Here is a 21534-nt window from a genome sequence, read left to right on the forward strand (position 1 = left end):
ATTATTTTTTAGAAGGGAATGCAAAACGAACAGATACTGCAACTGTGGAAGCACGGAAACGAACTGCTTGAATAAAATTCAACTCCGGCTTCCAGTCAAGAGAAAGATTAACCGGCACACCTGTAAATTGATAATCGACACCAGCAATGCCCGCAATACCGAAATTATCGAAACCACTAAAACCAACATAAGCACCGCCTCCGTAAAACCACTGCAGATTCGGAACAGCATTGATGGGTTTAAAAACTTCGTACAAGGCTCCTAACGCAATATTCTCCCGCAGGTTTAATATTCCTTCTACTGCTTTTCCATTGTTGAAATGATAACGATACGTAAAACCGGTTGAAACAACCTGGTCGTAACTGCCGAGGCGTACACCTGCCTGGTGACGAACCTGTGCATTGGCTGCAAGGCCTGCAAATACAAAAACAAGAATGATTGGTAGAAAACGTTTGGGCATCATAATTTTTTAGATTGTATTCAATCATCCGAAAATGATGCCAGCCGTTTTTATTGTTTTTCTTTTATGAAAAATTTAAACCAGGCATATCCGCAGATGATTGCAAGAACAGACGCTACCATAACGGCCATCTTACTAATATCCTGTGTGAAGGAATCCTTAAAAGCAAGCATCGAAATAAAAATACTCATGGTAAAACCTATGCCGGCAAGCAAACCAAGACCGGTCATGTGTTTCCAGTTAATGCCTTCGGCGAGCTGGCCTATCTTCAACTTCACCAACAACCAGCAGAAGAGTACAATGCCCAATGGTTTACCAATTACCAAACCGGCGATGATGCCAATGCTTAAAGAATTGGTCATGTGTTCGGTAAAACCAAGCGGTATAACAATGGCCGTGTTTGCCAATGCAAAGATGGGAATGATGAGAAAGTTTACATAATTGTGCAGGGCATGTTCAATTGCATCTAACCGTTTAATGGGTATGGTAAATGCAAATAACACACCTGCAATAGTTGCGTGTACACCCGAGTTAAAAAAGCAAAACCAGAGTGCAGCGCCTAACAGAAAATTCCAGAAACCAAATTTTACTTTAAAACGTGTAAGCAGTAATAGCAACACAAAAATGCCCATACCACTAAAGAGGTAAATTAGTTTGATGGTGCTGGTATAAAAGATGGCAATGGCAACAATAGCTCCCAGGTCGTCAATAATTGCCAAGGCAGTAAGAAATATTTTCAACGCCAATGGTACACGACCCGATATTAGAGAAGCAATACCCAACGAAAAGGCAATATCTGTTGCCATGGGCACACCCCAGCCGTTTGCAAATTCGGTTCCGTTATTAAATGCAGTAAAGATCAGTGCAGGAACAAGCATGCCACCCAATGCACCCGCAATTGGTAAGATAGATTGTTTAATAGAAGCCAATTCGCCACTGACCATTTCCCGTTTTATTTCCATACCTACCTGGAAAAAAAAGATAGCCATCAATCCATCGTTGATCCAATGCAAAACAGTATGCGGCAGATATTCTCCTGCATGGACTTCTGTACTCCAGAGGTTGATATAAAATTCTCCTGCTGCTGTATTACTAATTACAAGCGACATAACAGTACAAATAAGTAAGCTGATGCCAACTGCACGACTGTCGTGTATAAATTCAAGCAAAGGGGAAATGAATACGCTCTTTAAAAAACGAAACGGCATGCGTAAAGATAAGCATCGATAAGGACAGAGGTGAGCCGTCAGTCGTGAATCGTTGGCGAAAAACGGCAGAATGCCGATGGTTAGAGAAATAACTCCAGCTTATTCTTTGGACGTTTGCTTTCGAGCCATTTAAAGTTTTGCAATTTCTTTTGCTCTGCCGGTAACTGGCGGATGGGGTAGGTAGTGCCTTTTACGGAGCTTGTATACTTTACTTTTTGCGGACTTCTTTTTTTGAAGAACATATCAATCATATCGGCGGTGGTACGGTTCATGCCAATATAAGCACTATCATCATCCTGCGCATAATAAATACTTTCTGCAGTACCTTTTGCATTTACATAATTCAATTCTCCGTCAACAAAAAAACCGTTAATGGTTCTGCCCTTTATCTGGTTAAAGAACTCTGCATTTTCTTTTACACTTTGAACCAGCATACCGTTTTCAAACACGTACATCCGTTTTGGTTTTTTGTTCTCGGTGAAAATATAAATCGTATCGCCGGTTATCTGGCTGCCTTTACTCCATGCAATCGGGTCGTGAAAAAGTTGAAACACACTGTCAACACCCGAATAAAATAAACTGTCTGCAACAGCCTGCAACGAATCGTTATAAATACGCACATGCCTGAAGGCTGTAATAAAACGTAAGGTATCAGTTTCGGCTTTACTTCTTTTGCGTTGAAAAACTGTATCAGCAATTGCCACAGCATTACTGTCTTTCGGCAATAAATTAGATGAATCGCTGCGTACAAGAGTTGGTTTTGTTTTTAAAGGCGGAGGTTTGTTATCAACAATACTGTCTTTTTTCAAAATTGGTTTCGCTGTTACAACGGGTGCAACAACCGAATCTTTTACACTAACAGGCGCAATACTGTCGGTTACAGCAATATCCTGTTGCAGTTGTTGGGAAGAATCTTTGCTGATGAGGGAATCAACTTTCAATAGCTTTGTTCCTTTTACTGTATCAAAAGCACGGATGTATCCGTCTTTGAATTGCGCAAGATCTTTCATTAAGCCCGAGTAAATGGTATCTGCTGCAATGTAAATGGAGTCTTTGTTCTGCACTACCACCATCACCGGTTTTTCGGTTGCCAGGAAATTCTTGTTTGTTTTATTAAAGAACACACGGTTACTGAAGAGGAGCGCACCCTGAGCAGTGTCTTTGTACTGCACATTACCTTTTGCTTCGCCGTAACCTGTTTTGTCATCAAATGCAAAATCATCAGCAATCATGGTTGATGTGCTATCCTGCATGCGTGAGCGTGCGCCAAATTTTGCTTTCTTAAATTTCAGATCGTAATAACCTTCTCTTGTGTTAATAATGGAGTTACCGCTTTTAATAGTAGTGGGCGCAATAAACGTAGCAACCTGACTGCTGGTATTGTACAATAGCGAATCGCTTGCCAGTGCCACTTCCGGATCGCTCATTTTTACATTGCCGATGAAGTATACATCTTTAATATCAGCATAATAAAAACCTTGTTTACTGTACAGCGTTGTTTGTTTGCTTTCAATACGGCCGCCATCTTTATACGAACCTACTTTGCCGTTCATGTCGTAGTCCATCTCATCGGTATAAAGCGTACTGTTGCCATCGCTCAGTTTTACTTTATCACGAAAGGTTGCCAGTTTTTTTGTGCCATCGTATTGCAGGTACTGGGAGTAGATGTTTACCGAATCGGATTCGTTGATGTGTACGTTGCCGTAGGCCTGCATGTAATTTGTCTTCTCGTTATACACAACACTGTCTGCAAAAAACTTAGTGCCGCCTTGCCAAACTTCAACATTGCCGCTCAGGATTTGCAGTTGCGTAACGGAGTCGATTGTTTTATAGTAAAACGTATTTGTTTTTTTAATTTGTACCACACGCACCGTATCGCTTGTTTGCGATGGGCGTGGAGGTGCTGTTTTTTTTTGTGCAGAAACAACATTCAGCAGCAACAGAAAGACACTAAGAATAAAACCAACTCGAACAAACACGTACTTCTGATTTTTTATTTTTGATTCACACTATCTGCCAAAGGCGCTTTCAACGGTTCGGTTTTATCTTTCTTGCCAAATACAGAGAAGCTTACATAACGTTTGGGATGGGTTTTAAAATCATCCAGTAAAATATTAAGGCTTCTGCTCGTATTCTGCAGGTTGTTGTACAACTTCGGATCGTTGATCAACATACCCAATGAACCTTCGCCTTTATTAGCTTTCTGCAAAATTCCCTGTAATTGTGTGATGGTGTTGTTAAGATTGGCTACTGTTTCTTTCAATTGCAGCTCTGTTAACTTTTGCGAAGTATTCTTGAGGTTATCAATGGTTGTATTGAGCTTTTCGTTGTTGGTATTGAGGTTGGTGGTAAAGGCTTCTACATTGTTTAATGTTTTTGCCAGCGCACCGTTTTTGCTGTTCATTAAAACCGATAAGTTGTCGGATGTGGTTTTAAGATTGGCAATTGTATGTTTCAAATTTGCTTTTGTATCTGCATCAAACATACTGTTTACATTACCCAGTACAAGTTTTAACGAATCAACAGCCTGTTTAATATTCGCCATAACAGGATCAACACTGGTCATGATTTTCGACAATATATCGGGATTGCTTGAGCTCAATACCGTATCGCCTTTGGCAAGAAAACCGGGACCACTACCGGGCACAATGCTGATAGAAGCACTACCCGTAAGACTGCTGTTGATTATTGCAACAGAATTTTTCGGAATGTTTACTTCTTCCAGCAGGTTAATGGTAACAACAACCTCACTCACATTTTTATCGAGTGCACTTATTTTATATACATTACCGATACGGAAGCCTTTAATTTTTACAAGATTGGCAACTTCCAATGAGCCTGCATCGGGGAAACGGGCATAAATGACATTTGATTTTTTTAAAATCGTTTTGCCTTTCAGAAAATTAAAACCCAGGATAAGAAGGGTAACGGCTATTACAGTTAAGGCGCCTACTTTGGTTTCGTTTGAAACTTTCATGTGTTGGTGAGGGAAGCGTTGAAAATTCCCTATGAGGTCAAAAATAAGAAATGTTTCCCCGCTTAACACAGTAAAGAGGGAAACAGCTGTTAAAATGTAAGAGAAATTACTTGCGTTTTGTTTCTGCTGCGTTTTGTACAACAGGTTTTTCCACTAAATCTCTGTAGCGTTTAATGGAGCGTGTTATACTTTCTGCCATTTGCTGCTGACCGTCAGGGCTCATTAAGTATGCTTCTTCATCTCTGTTCGAAAGAAAGCCCAGCTCAATTAAAATACTCGGCATAGCAGTTGCCTGCAATACCCAAATACCTTTCTGACGTTGCTTTACGCCACGGCTGAAACGGCCAAGGCTGGTAAATTCTTCCTCTACAATTGTTGCCAACTTAACACTGCTGGCAAAGAATTGTTTGGTCCACAAAGCAACTTGTTGTTTAACGATGGGATCGTTTATATTAATATTGAAGGCAGTAGTATCGTCCTTTTCATTCTGAAATACATCACCGTTTTCCAACAGGATATCTTCTTTGTCATCTTGCTTATGGGCCGCAAACACAAAGGTTTCCGTACCATTGGCAGGGTTGGGATGATAATAGGTTTTATAAACAGGAACAGTACGTGTTTTCTTAATTTTCTTTTTGCCTTTACCTTTTACATAATACGTTTCGGTACGGGAGCCTTCCCGTCTAACCTCACGAAGATTGGGTGCAAAGTTGCAATGGATGGATACAAAGAGATTGCCTTTGTTTTCATTAGCAAAGTTGGCACGCTCACGCAACCCTATAAAAAAAGGAGTGGGGCGTGTTTCCATTATTTTTACATCGGGCAACTGACGGGTTAATTCTTCAACAACTTTTTTCGCCACTTCGTACGAAATAACATCTTCCTGTCCGTTGGCGCCATGTGTACCATCTGGGCTGCTCATGCTGCCTTTAAAACCATGGCCCGCATCAATAATAATGGTTTTAATTTTTGCGGCACCGGCATTCTGGTTCCTTTTGCTTGTAAAAGAAACAGCAACTAATGCTAACATTACTAACGAAGCAATTCCGGGTAGCCAGTTTTTCTTCATGATTTGAATTCTTTTTATGGGTTCGTAATTCAAAAACAACATTCACAGTTCGTTAATGCAAATGTGGTTATTTTTGCCGCCACTGCATATGTATAAGCGCTGTAAAGTTAATTATAAATCTGTTTTATTTGCTGCAATAACCCTGTTGTTACTGTATGGCTTAACGGTTGAAGGCCGTAATGCATTTCGTATGCAGGATTCTTTTTTGCAAGCTTTAACATATTCTGCCAACAAAGCAACTGCATCATCCACACCTGAACATACTGTTGCTGTTGCTGAGAAGATGAAAGATGGAGATGAATTGGCCGTAAACAGTATGTTAAATGATACTGTTCCTAAACCCAACGATACAATTCCTGCTGTCGATTCTTTACGCAAAAAAGATTCGCTTGTACAGAAAATTGATACGTTTGATCTGAAGTTTTCGAAAGATACATTGGATGCACCTGTAGAGTTTGAAGCAGAAGATTCGATGGTGCTCGATATTCCCAACAAACAGATTTACCTGTATAACAAAGCTTCCGTTAAGTTTAAAGATGTAGCGCTCGATGCATCGGTAATTAAGCTCGATCAGCCAACACAAATATTAACGGCCTATTCAACAAAAGATTCGGCCGGTAAACGTATGGGTGTGCCTGCTTTTAAACAGGCCGAAAGTGCTTTTACATCCGACACTATCCGTTATAATTTTAAAACGCAACGAGGTTTAACCATTGGTACCTACACACAGGAAGGGGAGATGTTTATTTATGGCGAAAAGGTAAAACGTGTAAGCCCTACTGTTTTCTTTGCAGAGAAAGCAAGATTTACTGTTTGTAATTACGATACGCCTCACTTTGCATTTAAAGCAAAAAAAGTAAAGTTCATCAGTAACAATATTGCAGTAACAGGTTCTGTTCGGCCGGAAGTTGAAAATATTCCTATCCCCATTGGCTTGCCTTTCGGCATATTTCCTATGAAGCAGGGCAGAAGAACCGGCTTACTGCCTCCGCAACCTGTTGCCAACGATCAGTTGGGTTTTGGTTTGGAAGGATTGGGTTATTATAAAACGATTGGTGAGTATTGGGATGTAACAGTTCGGGCCAACATCTATTCCTATGGGTCATATAACTTGTTTTTAACTCCTAAGTATACAAAACGGTATCGTTACGATGGTAATTTTAATCTTAGTTATATGAATAATAAGATCGGGTTCAAAGGCGATCCTGATTACCGTCCACCAAGCCGAAATTTCGCTGTGCAATGGAGTCACAGCCTTAACGCAAAAGCAAGACCAGGACAAACATTCAGTGCAAACGTAAACGTAGCTACAAGCTTATTCAACCGCTTCTTTCCTACAAATGCTACTCAGAATTTTGAGAATACACTTACTTCGTCTATCGCTTATCAACGAAGCTGGACAGGTAAGCCTTTCAATTTAACGGTAAGTGCCAATCATAACCAAAACACCAATACTAAACTCTTTAATGTAAACCTGCCCGATGTTGGTTTTACAGTAAATACGATTTATCCTTTCCAGAAGAAAGAAATGGTTGGTACCCCAAAATGGTATGAGAAATTGGGTGTTGCTTACAACGGTACATTTAAAAACCAGTTCTCTTTTTACGATACGGCATTTAGCTTTAAGCAATTGATCGATACATTCCAGTGGGGTGCACGGCACAGCGTTCCTATTCAATTATCGTTACCGCAGATGGGGCCGTTACAGGTTGGCCCGGCAATCAGTTTCGATGAAACATGGTATGCACAGGAGTTTATCCGCAAGTGGAATCCTGCTACTAAGAAACTCGATACCATTGTAAACAAAGGCTTTTATTCCGGCAGGCAAATGAGCTTTGGTCTCAACTTCAGCACAGCCATGTTTGGTACGCTTAATTTTAAAAAGAAGAACAGTAATGTAAAAGCATTGCGTCATGTGGTGCGGCCAACGCTGGGTTTAAGTTATCGCCCCGATATGGCAAAAGACCAATGGTATACCGAACAGGTTGATAGTACAGGCCGTACTTATCGCTTTAATAAATTTGATGGATCGTTGTATGGTGGTTTATCCGAAGGACAATCGGGTTTTGTAAGTTTTACGTTGGATAACAACCTTGAGATGAAAGTGCGTGATAAAAAAGATACATCGGAAGCAGCTACCAAAAAAGTGCGCTTGATTGATGGTTTTGGTTTATCAACCGGGTATAATCTGTTGGCTGATTCATTTCCGTTAAGTGATTTTAATTTATACCTGCGCAGTAACCTGTTTGAAAAAATAAGTTTAACTGCAGGTGCAAATGTTACCCCTTATCAGCTCGATAAAACAACCGGTTTCCGTAAGCATGCCTACACCTGGCAGGGTGGCGATAAGTTTTCGTTAGGTCGTTTTACCAGTGGCTTTGTTTCTGTAAGTACGCAGTTTAAGAGCAAACCAAAAGATGAGAAGAAAGAAAAAGAGAAACAGGAAATTGAAAAGAACAGACGTAACAGCGGCGAAGCAGATGAATCAAACAGGGAGTTGAATGCTGTACAGCGTAATCCAAACGAATTTGTTGACTTTAATATACCGTGGAGTTTAAACCTGTCTTATTCGTTGAACTTTACCCGGCAGTTGAAAAGTGATTATTCGGGCTTTGAAACAGTACTTGCACAATCCATCAACTTCAATGGCGATTTTAATTTAACAGAGAAGTGGAAGATGCAGGGCAGTGGCACTTTCGATATACAAACCAGAAAGCTGCAGTATTTTACCACATCTATTTCACGTGATCTGCATTGCTGGCAGTTATCCATTAACGTAACTCCAATTGGTGTTTACCGTTCGTTCAGCATCAGCATCAACCCTAAATCATCGTTGTTGAGAGATCTGCGTATTAACCGTTCACGCTTCTTTTATAATCCAACACAGTATTAAGCATTGGCTTCGTAATACTGCCACATTTTAGCGAAGATGTTTTCACGCAATTGTTTTACATCACTCATCTGCATGTTTTTTGTTTCAACAGGATCGAGAAAATGCATTTCAATTTTAGAAGGCCAGAAGTAAAACACTTTATTTTGCGGTAATACTTTTTTTGTGTTGAACAACACTGCAGGTATTACCGGTTTGCCTGTTTCAATAGCTAAACGGAATGCGCCGTCTTTAAATTCTTTTAAAGGTTTGTTGGTTTTATTACGTGTTCCTTCAGGATAAATACACATGTGCAGGCCCATATCCAGCACACGCTTCATATAGGTATAACTTTTTAAACGGCTTTCTTCGCTTTTACGATCAACCAATACACTTCCTCTTTTATAAATAAGGCCAAAGAGTGGAATTTTTGCCATTTCAATTTTTGCAATGGTTTTGTTACCACCCGGAATACCCGGCGATGTTACCGGTACATCCATAAACGAGTTGTGATTACATACCACCACATAGTTTTGACTGCTTACAAATTTTTCTTTTCCTTTTATGATTAGCCGTATACCGGCAAGGGGAAGCCACACAGACATCCATATTCTCGAAAGTTGTATAAAACGTTTTGTTCGTTTTGGTTCGGGAGTAAAACCAATAAGCCAGGTTGGTATCAAAACAAAAAGCATTGTAGCAATAAACGTAAGCATTGCCCATGCAGCAAAAATTCGTCCGAGTATATTCTTAAGCATCTGCATTATGGTAGTTTCCAGTCAATAGGTTCAAGACCTTGTTGTAGCAGCAATTCGTTTGTTTTTGAAAAATGTTTGCAACCAAAGAAACCTCTTGATGCACTTAAAGGCGAGGGGTGCGCAGCTTTTAATACATAATGTTTTGTTTCATCGATGAGGCGTTGTTTTTCCTGCGCAAAGTTGCCCCAAAGAATAAATACAACTCCTTTTTTTTCTTCGGATATTTTTCGGATAACGGCATTTGTAAATTCTTCCCAGCCAATTTTTGAATGACTGGCAGGTTCGTTTGCTCTTACAGTTAAGAAAGCGTTGATTAATAACACACCTTGCTGCGCCCATTTTGTAAGATTCCCATAGCGTGGGGGCATGCCCACACCCATATCGCTTTCTATTTCTTTATACATATTAATTAGCGAGGGTGGAGGCGGTACTCCATCCTGCACCGAAAAGCATAGACCATGCGCCTGGCCCGGACCGTGGTATGGATCCTGACCGAGTATTACAACCTTCACTGCATCGAAAGGAGTTTGTGCAAATGCATTAAAGATGAGCGAACCAGGCGGATAAATAGTTTTGCCCTGTATACGTTCTGTTTTAAGAAAAGCTACGATCTGCTGAAAATAAGCTTTTGGAAACTCCTGTTTCAGTTCGTTCTTCCAGCTTTCTTCAATTTGAACATCCATGCACAATACGTTTGGATGCAATGGTACTAAAAATTATCTTTGCACCCTCTTATCAAAAAGCTGGTCCGGTAGCTCAGCTGGATAGAGCATCAGCCTTCTAAGCTGAGGGTCATTGGTTCGAATCCAATCCGGATCACAAAACCGCATCAATTGATGCGGTTTTTTTATTGTCGTATAAATTCTACAAAGGCGTATGTAAAAAACAGATACTTTTATACCGAACGATTATTGTATCAGCTGACCTTACAGAAACTTCACCCTCCGTACCAATTTCCTCTTAAAAACATCCGCTACCCGTTATCACCCAACAAACAGTCGATTTAATTGTAATGATAACATTACAAGTTCATCCAATTCTCTTGAAGTTCCATAACAAACCATTGGAAGGCCATAATCAATTGCTTATATAAAAAGAGAAAATGATGAAGAAAATTTTATGCATTTGCATTTGCATGGTTATTATTAATGCAGCTCGTTCGCAGGTTTATGTACAGGCAGGTGGCGGTATTACAACAAATGGTACCGGTGGCGGCGATCTTAGTATAGGTTATGCTGCTAAGAAAACCACGTTCTCAGTTGGTTATTTTGCACTGATCGATAACTCTGAACCTTTGTTATTGAATGTACAGGGTGGCTATAAGATCAATAAAGCATGGCGGGTTTATGGAGGTTATGTACGTAAGCAGGTTTCGGCAAATGTGAAATCGATGAATACCAATTCCTGGTTAGCGGGGGTAGAGTACAATACCAAACGCTTTAAAAAAGGTAACTTCTATTATGCGGCTAACTACATACCGCATTATTTCTTTGTAACAGTTGGTATGAAGTTCAATTATAAATAACACAGTTATTCCGGAACAGGTTAAACTGTTTCGGAATAAATAAAAAATAGTTTGAAAAATATTTGCATATCTGAAAGAAGACAGTAATTTTACGGTCAGAATTGAATCCGGCCCTATAACATTTATCCCTCCGTTTTCAATTTCCATTTTACTTTAATTTCTATTATCCGGAAACCCTTCCAAGAGTCCTTTATTGAACCAAATTGATTCCAATCCTATACACAAGGTTGTACTTAATCAATTTGTATATGAAAACGAAATTTGTACCTGTAATTGCTGCCATCATGATTACCCTTCTGTTCATTAATACCGGCAATGCCGCCAGCATTTCATCCAAAAAAGTTTGGCCGAAAGTATATGATGTTCAGTTCGAACAACAAGGTTCTTCTGTAGTTCTTCAATGGAAAGCAGAAAATGAGCCAAAGGATATTTATTACGAGATTGAAACGAGTGCCGATGGCAAAGAATTTAAAACTGCTGCTATTGTTTTAGGCGGCTTTGCCAACGATCAGCATTACATCTACAAGTACAAAGCGAAAAAAACAACCACGGCAAAAACATTCTACCGCATTAAACAAATGAATAATGATGGCACTTACCGTATTGTAAGCGAGCAATCATTCTAAACATATTCAACGAACTGTTGGTTCTCTTATAGGTAAATACGCCGTCCTTATTCTTAAGGATGGCTTTTTTTTTGAATAGGAGGAAAGAAACAGGTTGAAGAAGTAAGAAGTTTCTGCCTACCAGAATAATCCGTGCAGAATGAAAAAGGTTCTTTCAGGCGTATGATTGAGTTGGGAAAAGTCAGGTATTAGAATGAAGTGCCATTGAATTTCCTTCGCTGTCAATAAAGAAAGCCATAAATCCATTTTGCCCGATAGATGTTTTCGGCATGGTTATTTTTCCTCCTGCCTTTTCAATCCGGTCAAGCACCTCCTGCAGATCAGGATTTGCATTGAGATAAATAATCGAACCTGTTGTACCCGGAGTATGCATGGGACTTTGTGCCAAACCGCCTGCAACTTTTCCTTTTGCCGGATCAAATGGAAACATCGCATACTTCATACCTTCCATTTCCATTTCTCCCATTGTGATTTCGAAAATACTTTCGTAGAATTTTTTTGCCCTTGAAATATCTGAAACAGAAATTTCGAACCAATTAATCGCATTCGTTGCAGAACTCATTTTGTCGTTCATATAAATGTTCTTTGTTGTTAACAAATCGTAGTTGCATTAAAGCTACTCAATTTTTAAGAGTCTAATATTATTTCAGCCAAGGTCTGGCCTAAACCGAGCTAGGGATTAATGTTCTTTACTAAAGAATATTGTTTTTTGTTTCGTAGGAACTGTTGATCGGTAGATGATGATGTTGGGCAAGGTTCGTGCTGTAGGTACGATTGAAAAAATAGCACAAGCGAGACGCTTGCGCTAAAGTGATAATCAATTTCTTAAGATGTGCCAGAATAGAAGTTGCAAAAACTATCGCTTGCTCCCGGGGTTGGCTAAGGCCAAACCCAAGGCTGAGGAAAGAGAAAGGACGTTATTAAATGAGTAATGGTGGTAAATCTATCTTGAGAACTTGTTCGGCTTTAAGTCTAATGTCAATGAGGTTTTTTTTGGATATCGTGTAAATATAACTTCTGACTTTATAGCATTTCCCCGTTGAGAGGTCAAGCTTGATGTTATTTTCTAACTGATGAGCATGTGGGTTTGAAGGGAATGGGTCTTTATCATAACGATGAATAATCCAAATAAGCCCGTTTGACTTGATTTTGACTTTATATCGTAACAGGAATTCATCTGGCAATAGGTCCTTATTTGTTTCTATAGACCTTGTCAAAATTGAGAAATCGAAATCATTTAAAATCTCAATTATATCTGTTATTGAAATTTCAATATCCCAAAGATCACCCCGCCATTCAAAGTTGTATTTGTCGGATAGTCTCATGTAGAGTGCATCCTCAATATCAGTAATGGTAACCTTCTCCTTATTTTTCTGACTATAATACTCCGCAGATGCTTCTAAAATCGAAATTAATTGCTCGATCTCCATTTGTTGTAAAATGAGAAGTTAGATAGTACAGCTTGAATGCTTTCTTTTTTTTGACTAACGTATATCACCCCGCCTTACTCTCCAGCTCCATCACTTTCTCAAACGCCGCTTCATATTCTGCATTGAACTGTGCTAAATCTTTGCTCAGCTTTTGGTACGACATTTCTGTTTGTTTGAATTTGTCTTTATCAGAATAAGTAGAAGGATCGGAGAGCTGTGCTTCCATCTTATTCTTTTCAATTGTGGTAGTATTGATCTTCTCTTCCAGCTGCTGCAAAATGCGTTGCTGCTTTTGCAATTCTTTCTTTGCTTCTTTGTTGATCACCACTTTGCTGTCAGCAACAGGAGCGGGGGCTGGCTTTTCTTCCACCACTTTTTTTACTTCAACTTTCTTTTCACTACTGGCTGCAGACTCTTTGTTATCAGCTTCTCTTTTTGCCATCCGTTCTTTCCACTCTAAATATTCGGTGTAAGTGCCTTTAAATTCTTTGATCTCTTCGTCCACAATTTCCCAGATCTTATTGGCGGTTTGCGAAACAAAGAAACGGTCGTGGCTTACAAGAATAATGCTGCCCTGGTATTTGTTCAGTGCTTCGATCAACAATTCAACCGAGTGCATGTCTAAGTGGTTCGTCGGTTCATCGAGCATGAGGAAGTTAGCCTTGCTGATAATGGTTTTCGCCAAGGCGATCCTTGCTTTCTCACCACCACTTAACACTTTGATCTTTTTATCTACATCATCGCCACCAAACAAAAAGCAACCAAGCAGCGTACGTAATTCCTGGTCGGTTTTCTGCGTGCCGCAGGTTTTTAATTCATCCAGCAATGTATGATTGAGGCCTAACGATTCCAACTGATGCTGTGCATAAAAACTCTCATCAACATTATGTCCCCATTTGCGTTCGCCTTCAAAACTTTCAACACCGGCAATAATGCGCAACAGTGTCGATTTACCTTTACCATTCGCACCGATCAATGCAATTTTATCACCACGCTCAATTTCCGCATTGCCATTTGTTACAATACGGGTGCTGCCGTAATGTTTGGTAATATGTTTCAATTCGCACAACACTTTGCCCGGCATTTTATCAACCGCAAAGTTGATGCGGATATTCGGACGGTCATTGGTTGGCGCTTCAATCACATCCAGCTTTTCTAATTTTTTGATCGCTGTTTGTGCAGCTGCTGCTTTACTTGCTTTTGCACGGAAGCGCTCAATAAAACGTTCCTGCTGACGGATAAAGTCCTGCTGATTTTCGAAGGCTTTCATCTGCAGTTCCATCCGCACTTCTTTCTCCTTTTGATAGAAAGAATAATTACCTCCGTAAATATGCAGACCCTGTTGAAACACTTCAACGATCTTCGTTACCATACGATCAAGGAACCAACGGTCGTGCGATACAATCACAACCGATCCTTGATAATGCAGCAAATATTTTTCTAACCATTCAATACTGGGAAGATCCAAGTGGTTCGTCGGTTCATCCAATAACAACATGTCAGGTTGTTGCAGGATCATCTTTGCCAGCAGCACACGCATACGCCAGCCACCGCTGAACTCTTTATACGGTCGTTGCAGATCGGCATTGGCAAAACCAAGTCCCTGCAAAATTTCTTCTGTTTTGTGATGGATATTGTAACCATCAAGCGTATCCATTTCATGCAGCTTATCGCTGTACAAATGAAGCAGTGCTTCATCTTCATGATTTTTTTCTAACTGGATGCCCAGCTCTTCAATTTCTTTTTCGAGCAGCAACACTTTTTCAAACGCACCCAATGCCACCTGCAAAATGGATTCGCTGGTATCAAAACTCAACAGATCCTGGTGCAGGTAACCAATACTGGTGTTACGGCTGCGGATCACCTCGCCTTTTGAAGGTTGATATTCGCCCACCAGCAACTTCAGCAGGGTTGATTTACCCGTGCCGTTATACCCGATCAAACCAATGCGTTCATTGGGATGAATATGCCAGGTCGACTCTTCCACAATGGCTCTTGCGCCAAACTCAAACGTTACATTCTGAAAACCAGCTAACATAATTTGTAAAATGAGCCGCAAAGATAAGGTTTAAGTGCGGGGTGAGAGGTAAGAATTAGAGGTGCGAAGAGGAGGTATGCCATACCTATCTGCCAGTAGAACGAATGGTTGGCAGATAAACAGGTATGGCATACCTAACAGCTGCTGCAAACTCCACAGGTCTTATCTTTGCCCAAAATTTTTTGTATGAAAAAGACTTTGCTTATCCTCTCCGTTGTTTTTTTGGCCGTTGCCTGTAAAAACAAAGAAGAAAAAACAGAAGAAACAGTTACAACTCCTGAAGCAAAAAATACATCAGGTTATGCTTATAGCGAAACCTTTAACCAATCAATGACGAATGTGCTGACTGCCTATTACGGTTTGAAAGATGCGTTTGTAGCGAGTGATACAGTTAAAGTAAATGCAGCGGCTGTTACGTTAAGAAGTTTACTGGACAGTTTAAAGCTGGATGAAGTACAGAAATTTGATACACTTGGTTTCTCCAGCATCAACGGTCGTCCGGGTGATGTAGCAGCAGAATTAGGTGGTTTGCTGGGCGAAAAAGAACTGGAGAAAAAACGTGAGTCATTCGAAATGGTATCGAATGCATTTTACGATATGGTACGTGTTATTAAACCAACAGGTGCAACCATTTATTATCAATATTGCCCGATGGCCTTTAACGATAAAGGTGCATACTGGCTCAGCAATGCAGACAGCATCATGAATCCTTACTTCGGTAAAAAGATGTTGACCTGTGGTGAAGTGAAGGAGACGTTGAAGTACTGAGATGAAGTTTGATTTATGATGTAGGAGGTATGATGTGAATGTTTCTCTTCTGGCACTTTTGTAAGAATCAGCTGAAAATGCAGATGATATTATGAACTTAAGCGGAATTATATTGTACGTACAGGATATAGAACGTCTGAGTAAATTTTACGAAGAGCATTTTCATTTTGAAGTGGCGGAAGAATCTCTTCCTTATTGGATTCTTTTAAAATCAGGTGGAGCAGAATTGGGCTTGCATAAAGCAGGCGTAGCAATGGATATATCTGCAGGTAATGCAGGTGAAAACAATAATGCCAAATTGATTTTTGAAACGGAGGAAGATATTGTGATGCTAAGGGAAAAACTGAAAAGTAAGCAAATACAAGTGAGAGAAATTAAAACATGGGATGATTATGATTATTGGTTGTGTGATGGCGTTGACCCGGAAGGAAATGTGTTTCAAATAAAACAGAAAAAATAGTTGAACTGTAAAAAAGAACTGAATGCTCAAGCACCTTTTCCTTATCATTTTCATCATCAGCTTTTCATTTGTAACCGCACAGGAGAAATTCACCATCAGCGGTTACGTAAAAGACAGCACCAGTAACGAAACCATTATTGGTGCCACCATCAGTGTAAAAAGTCGCACAAAAGGCATCAGCTCCAACCAATACGGTTTTTATTCCATCACACTCGACAAAGGCAGCTACACACTAACGGTATCGCATGTGGGCTTTACAGCCAAAGAAATTGACATCGATCTCAACAGTAATACCTCTCTCAATTTCGATCTTGCTCCACGCATTGCAATTTCACAGGAAGTGATCATTTATTCTAAAAAGCGTGACCTGAATGTAAAGAGCGCACAAATGGGCAAGTTTGAGTTAAGCATGAACCAGATCAAATCAGTTCCTGCATTAGCCGGTGAAGTTGATCCGATTAAAGTATTGCAACTGTTGCCCGGTGTACGCAATGCAGGCGAAGGCAACAGTGGTTTGTATGTGCGTGGTGGTGGTCCTGATCAGAATTTGATTTTGCTGGATGATGCAGTGGTGTACAATCCCGGTCACCTGTTTGGTTTCTTTTCTGTGTTTAACAGTGATGCGTTGAAGAATGTGAGTTTGATCAAAGGCGGTATGCCTGCCAACTACGGTGGCCGCATCAGCAGCGTGGTGGATATTGCCATGAAAGATGGTAATAATAAAAAGTTCCAGGTGGAAGGTGGTATTGGTACGATCTCTTCTCGTGTATCCATACAAGGGCCGGTTGTAAAAGAAAAAGCATCGTTCATTGTTTCTGCACGCAGAACCTATGTAGATATTCTTGCAAAGCCGTTCATTAAAAAGGAAAGTGATTTCTACGGCAGCGGTTATTATTTCTACGATCTCAATACAAAATTCAATTATAAATTCTCAGAGAAGGATCGTCTTTTCGCCAGCGGTTATTTCGGCAGAGATGTATTCACCTTCAACAACAAAGAACGCAGCTTTGGTGCACGCATCCCCTGGGGTAATTCAACAGGTACCGTGCGTTGGAATCATGTGTTCAGTAATAAGCTGTTTTCAAATACTTCACTTGTATGGAACGATTATCGTTTTGCTTTTGGTGGCACGCAAAGTGATTTTGAGATCAACCTCAACTCGGCTATTCGTGATGTGAGTGCGAAGATAGATTTCGATTATTATCCTGTTACCGGTCACCAGTTAAAGTATGGTGTGAATTATACGTTTCACAAATTCAATCCACAAACAACGAGTGGAAAGAGTGGTGATGTGGTGTTTGAACCACAAACCGTGAACAACAAGTTTGCACATGAGCTGGCTTTGTATCTCATGGACGATTGGGAAGTGAATGATCAACTCAAGATCAACTATGGGTTACGTTACAGCATGTTTCAACAGGTAGGCCCTTACACATTGTATGTAAAAGATGCCGATGGTAACAAACTCGACAGTATGGTGTATGGAAGAGGGAAGGGCGTACAGCAATATGGTGGTTTGGAACCACGTGCAACTATTCGGTATGCATTGAATGATGAAACATCTATCAAGGCGGCCGTTACACGTAACCTGCAGTTCATTCATTTGGTGAGTAATGCTGGTACAACATTGCCAACAGACATCTGGGTACCGAGTACGCATCGTGTAAAACCACAGATCGGCTGGCAATATGCAGCAGGCTTCTTTAAAAACTTTAAAGACAATACCTGGGAAACTTCAGTTGAAGTGTATTACAAAACCATGCAGAACCAGATCGAATACAAAGAAGGATACACACCGGGCATTGGTGATCCTGAAGAAAGTTTTGTATTTGGTAAGGGATGGAGCTATGGCGCTGAGTTTTATGTAAACAAAGCAAGAGGCAATTTCACAGGATGGATCGGTTATACTTTATCCTGGACATGGCGCAGGTTTCCCCAGTTAAATGATGGTGATAAATATCCCGGTCGTTATGATCGCAGGCATGATCTGAGTGTGGTGACCAACTATCAGCAAAACAAGAAATGGAAATACTCTGCAGTGTTTGTGTTTGGTACAGGTAACGCATTCACCTTACCTGAACGTTTCTTTCTGGTGGATGGTGTACTAACGCAGCAGTACAGCCGCATTAATCAATATCGCTTGCCATCGTATCATCGTCTTGATCTTTCCGCTATTTATACACCACAGCCTAAGAAAGTGCGTAAGCTGAAAATGGAGTGGGTGTTTAGTGTGTACAATGCATACAGCCGTCAGAATCCTTATTTCATTTACTACGACCAGACAGGAAATCCCTACCAGGGCACATTGGAAGTGGAAGCAAGGCAGGTGTCGTTGTTCCCGATCATACCAAGTGTTACATTGAATTTTAAATTGTAGTCTTTCGCCACAAAGGCTCAAAGACGCAAAGTGGCACGAAGGAAAACAAACACAGGTTTAAATACTTTTTCTTCTTTGCGCTCCTAGCGCTTTCGTGTCTTTGTGGCAAGAAAAATCAACTTTTATAAAAAAAGCCCATTTGCTCCGTTCTGTATAAAGGATGTTTGGAGGATACCTACATTTGCCCGAACAGGGTTTCGCCTTGTTCTTCTAATTCGATTTTTATTGTTGAAAAAATTGTTATGCAAAAGATCAGTTTGTTTTTTTTAGCCTGTTTTTCAATTGTTCAGTTACATGCACAAACAATACCTGCTTATAAACGTGCCGATCTGCCAATAGAAACAAGAGTAAAAGATCTGCTGCAACGCATGACCCCGGAAGAAAAATTCTGGCAGTTGTTTATGATTCCCGGCGATCTTGGTAGCGAACCTTCGCAATACAAAAACGGCATCTTCGGTTTCCAGGTCAATACTATTCAACAACAACAGGGTGCAGCTGCACAAATTCTCAATTATAATCCCGGACAAACAGGAAAACAAACATTGACCAAGATCAATGCCATTCAAAAATATTTTGTTGAGCAAACAAAGCTGGGCATTCCCATCATTGCGTTTGATGAGGCGTTGCATGGTCTTGTACGTTACGAAGCAACTGCTTTTCCGCAGGCAATTGCACTGGCTGCTACATGGGATACATCACTCATGAACAGAGTTGCTGCAGCCATTGCGATGGAAAGTAAAGCAAGAGGCATCCGTCAAATTCTTTCACCGGTGGTGAACCTTGCAACTGATGTGCGTTGGGGTAGAGTGGAAGAAACTTATGGAGAAGATCCTTTTCTTACTTCAGCAATGGGCGTTGCATTTGTAAAAGCATTTGAACAACGTGGCGTGGTAACAACGCCCAAACATTTTGCGGTGAATCATGGTGAAGGTGGCAGAGACAGTTACCCCATTCACTACAATAACCGTTTGCTTGAAGAAACGTACTTCGTTCCGTTTAAAGAAGTGGTACAAAAGGGTGGTGCAAGAAGTATCATGACGGCGTATAATTCATTTGATGGTTCTCCCTGCACTGCCAACAACTGGTTGCTGAATGAAAAATTAAAAAAGGAATGGGGCTTCAATGGTTTTGTTATTTCTGATGCAGGAGCAACAGGCGGCGCTAATGTCTTACACTTTACAGCAAAAGATTATGCAGAAGCAGGAAAGAAATCGGTTGAGAATGGCTTGGATGTAATTTTTCAAACAGCATTTGAACATCATCGTTTATTCGATCCTCCTTTTCTTAACAACAGTATGAACCAGGCTGTGATCGATAGTGCTGTTGCAAGAGTGTTGCGCATCAAATTTGAATTAGGATTGTTTGAGCAGCCTTATATGAAAGAAGAAGATGCCGGTGTGTGGACGGCAGCATTGCATCATGATCTTGCAAGAGAAGCTGCAAGAAATTCATTTGTGCTGTTGAAGAACAGTCCTGCAAAGGGATCAATAACAAATGTATTGCCGTTAAAAAAATCGTTGCAGAAAATTGCTGTAATAGGTGTTGATGCTGTTGAAGCAAGACTGGGCGGTTATAGCGGACCTGGCAACATCAAAGTATCAATACTCGATGGTATCAAAACAAAAACAGGAACTGCAAACGTATTGTATGCACCCGGACCTGGAAGAGAACATAAAACATGGAGCTTTGTGCCGGGTAGTAATTTGTCAACAATAAAGGATGGAAAGAAAGTAAAAGGATTAAAGGGCGAATATTTCAACAATGTAACAATGGAAGGCAAACCTGTTGTTGAACGCATTGATGAAGCCATTCAATTTCAATGGACATTGTTTTCTCCCAATCCTGAAAAGATTAATTATGATTTTTTCTCTGCAAGATGGACAGGTAAACTGCAATCGCCTGTAACCGGTAAATACAAGATCGGTATTGATGGCAATGATGGTTATCGTTTATACATCAACAATAAGATGGTGATTGATAACTGGAAAAAACAATCGTATTCAACCACACTTGTTGATTACAACTTTGAAAAAGGGAAGGAGTACGATATACGTATTGAATATTACGAGCCCGCAGGTAATGCATGGCTGCGTTTGGTATGGAATGTTGCTGTGCAGGATAACAGTGAACAGAAAATTGCAGAAGCAGTTCAAATAGCAAAGAACAGTGATGTTGCAGTTGTTGTAGTTGGTATCGAAGAAGGCGAGTTTAACGACCGGGCTTTATTATCGTTGCCGGGCAAACAGGAAGAGCTGATCAAACGAGTTGCGTCAACAGGTAAACCGGTTGTAGTATTGTTGGTTGGCGGCAGTGCTGTTACGATGACCAATTGGTTAGATAAAGTAAACAGTGTACTCGATATTTGGTATCCAGGTGATGCGGGTGGTAATGCAGTTGCAGATGTGTTGTTTGGTGATTACAGTCCGGCGGGAAGATTGCCTGTTACATTTCCTGTTGCAGAAGCGCAATTGCCACTTGTGTATAATCATAAACCAACAGGCCGTGGCGATGATTATACTAACTTGACAGGTCAACCTTTATTTCCGTTTGGTTTTGGATTGAGCTACACCAGTTTTGAATATGCTGCTTTGCAAACAGATAAGCAGGTGATCCGTGCAGGTGAAAACATGCGTGTATCATTCAAGTTAAAAAATACAGGTAAAGTAAAAGGCGATGAAGTGGTGCAATTGTATATCCGTGATGAACTGTCGTCTGTTGCAAGACCTTTAAAAGAATTAAAAGGCTTTCAGCGTATAACACTTGCACCGGGCGAAGAAAAGGAAGTGGTGTTTACCATTACACCCGATCTGTTGAAGATGTTGGATGTAAACCTGAAAGAAGTGATTGAGCCGGGAACTTTCCGCATCATGATCGGCAGTTCCAGTATGGATATACGATTGAGAACAATACTGGAAGTTAAATAGGAAGGTTTGTGCGAAGTATACTTTCGTTTTAAAAAAATAAAACCC

At 40.4% G+C, this 21534-nt stretch carries 17 protein-coding genes and 1 tRNA gene; 8 read left to right on the forward strand and 10 right to left on the reverse strand.

Going from position 1 to position 21534, the window contains the following annotated elements; all coding sequences use genetic code 11:
- Position 1: 1 nt before the first annotated feature.
- The 5 genes from ESA94_RS16290 to ESA94_RS16310 form a co-directional block, all read right to left on the reverse strand.
- Positions 2 to 463 carry a hypothetical protein gene (locus tag ESA94_RS16290; protein WP_129132001.1) on the reverse strand — a complete coding sequence of 154 codons (462 nt, stop codon included), beginning with the start codon at positions 461 to 463 and terminating at the stop codon, positions 2 to 4.
- Positions 464 to 510: 47 nt separating this feature from the next.
- A complete protein-coding gene (gene nhaA / locus ESA94_RS16295; RefSeq protein ID WP_129132002.1) occupies positions 511 to 1668 on the reverse strand; it encodes a Na+/H+ antiporter NhaA in 1158 nt (385 codons plus the stop codon).
- A gap of 80 nt (positions 1669 to 1748) precedes the next feature.
- Positions 1749 to 3647, reverse strand: a complete 1899-nt coding sequence (locus ESA94_RS16300) for an OstA-like protein (protein WP_164972769.1) — start codon at positions 3645 to 3647, stop codon at positions 1749 to 1751.
- A 14-nt stretch (positions 3648 to 3661) separates the two neighbouring features.
- On the reverse strand, positions 3662 to 4645 hold the full coding sequence (locus tag ESA94_RS16305; RefSeq protein ID WP_129132004.1) for an MlaD family protein: 984 nt from the start codon (positions 4643 to 4645) through the stop codon (positions 3662 to 3664).
- Between the two features lie 106 nt (positions 4646 to 4751).
- The gene (locus tag ESA94_RS16310) at positions 4752 to 5714 is read right to left on the reverse strand and encodes an N-acetylmuramoyl-L-alanine amidase family protein (protein WP_164972770.1); all 963 of its coding nucleotides are present in this window, start codon (positions 5712 to 5714) and stop codon (positions 4752 to 4754) included.
- An 88-nt stretch (positions 5715 to 5802) separates the two neighbouring features.
- Between ESA94_RS16310 and ESA94_RS16315 the strand changes: the two genes are divergently transcribed.
- The gene (locus ESA94_RS16315) at positions 5803 to 8607 is read left to right on the forward strand and encodes a putative LPS assembly protein LptD (protein ID WP_129132006.1); all 2805 of its coding nucleotides are present in this window, start codon (positions 5803 to 5805) and stop codon (positions 8605 to 8607) included.
- On the opposite strand, the gene ESA94_RS16320 is transcribed toward ESA94_RS16315, so the two are convergent.
- Together ESA94_RS16320 and ung are read right to left on the reverse strand one after the other, a co-directional pair.
- On the reverse strand, positions 8604 to 9341 hold the full coding sequence (locus tag ESA94_RS16320; protein WP_240671076.1) for a 1-acyl-sn-glycerol-3-phosphate acyltransferase: 738 nt from the start codon (positions 9339 to 9341) through the stop codon (positions 8604 to 8606). The genes ESA94_RS16315 and ESA94_RS16320 overlap by 4 nt on opposite strands.
- Positions 9342 to 9346: 5 nt before the next feature.
- Entirely contained in the window at positions 9347 to 10024 is a 678-nt protein-coding gene (gene ung, locus ESA94_RS16325) for a uracil-DNA glycosylase (RefSeq protein WP_129132008.1), read from the reverse strand.
- Positions 10025 to 10086: 62 nt separating this feature from the next.
- Between ung and ESA94_RS16330 the strand changes: the two genes are divergently transcribed.
- The 3 genes from ESA94_RS16330 (at position 10087) to ESA94_RS16340 (ending at position 11492) form a co-directional block, all read left to right on the forward strand.
- A tRNA-Arg gene (locus ESA94_RS16330) sits at positions 10087 to 10160 on the forward strand.
- Positions 10161 to 10443: 283 nt separating this feature from the next.
- On the forward strand, positions 10444 to 10866 hold the full coding sequence (locus tag ESA94_RS16335) for a hypothetical protein (protein ID WP_129132009.1): 423 nt from the start codon (positions 10444 to 10446) through the stop codon (positions 10864 to 10866).
- A gap of 248 nt (positions 10867 to 11114) precedes the next feature.
- On the forward strand, positions 11115 to 11492 hold the full coding sequence (locus ESA94_RS16340) for a hypothetical protein (protein ID WP_129132010.1): 378 nt from the start codon (positions 11115 to 11117) through the stop codon (positions 11490 to 11492).
- Between the two features lie 181 nt (positions 11493 to 11673).
- Here ESA94_RS16340 and ESA94_RS16345 read toward each other — a convergent pair whose 3' ends face one another.
- The 3 genes from ESA94_RS16345 to abc-f form a co-directional block, all read right to left on the reverse strand.
- Positions 11674 to 12066 (reverse strand): VOC family protein, encoded by a 393-nt coding sequence (locus ESA94_RS16345; protein WP_240671077.1) that lies wholly within the window; start codon positions 12064 to 12066, stop codon positions 11674 to 11676.
- A 346-nt stretch (positions 12067 to 12412) separates the two neighbouring features.
- Positions 12413 to 12922 carry a hypothetical protein gene (locus tag ESA94_RS16350; RefSeq protein ID WP_129132011.1) on the reverse strand — a complete coding sequence of 170 codons (510 nt, stop codon included), beginning with the start codon at positions 12920 to 12922 and terminating at the stop codon, positions 12413 to 12415.
- A 64-nt stretch (positions 12923 to 12986) separates the two neighbouring features.
- Complete coding sequence (gene abc-f, locus ESA94_RS16355) at positions 12987 to 14960, reverse strand: ribosomal protection-like ABC-F family protein (protein ID WP_129132012.1); 1974 nt, start codon at positions 14958 to 14960, stop codon at positions 12987 to 12989.
- 186 nt (positions 14961 to 15146) lie between these two features.
- On the opposite strand from abc-f, the gene ESA94_RS16360 reads away from it, so the two are divergent.
- The 4 genes from ESA94_RS16360 to ESA94_RS16375 all read left to right on the forward strand — a co-directional run bounded on the left by ESA94_RS16360 (position 15147) and on the right by ESA94_RS16375 (position 21489).
- A complete protein-coding gene (locus ESA94_RS16360; protein WP_129132013.1) occupies positions 15147 to 15728 on the forward strand; it encodes a DUF3347 domain-containing protein in 582 nt (193 codons plus the stop codon).
- Positions 15729 to 15819: 91 nt separating this feature from the next.
- The gene (locus ESA94_RS16365) at positions 15820 to 16188 is read left to right on the forward strand and encodes a VOC family protein (protein ID WP_129132014.1); all 369 of its coding nucleotides are present in this window, start codon (positions 15820 to 15822) and stop codon (positions 16186 to 16188) included.
- 22 nt (positions 16189 to 16210) lie between these two features.
- Positions 16211 to 18565, forward strand: coding sequence for a TonB-dependent receptor (locus ESA94_RS16370; protein ID WP_129132015.1), 2355 nt, complete (start codon positions 16211 to 16213; stop codon positions 18563 to 18565).
- A 242-nt stretch (positions 18566 to 18807) separates the two neighbouring features.
- A complete protein-coding gene (locus ESA94_RS16375; protein WP_129132016.1) occupies positions 18808 to 21489 on the forward strand; it encodes a glycoside hydrolase family 3 protein in 2682 nt (893 codons plus the stop codon).
- Positions 21490 to 21534 lie beyond the last annotated feature (45 nt).

It is taken from the genome of Lacibacter luteus (assembly GCF_004118265.1).
Lineage (GTDB): Bacteria > Bacteroidota > Bacteroidia > Chitinophagales > Chitinophagaceae > Lacibacter > Lacibacter luteus.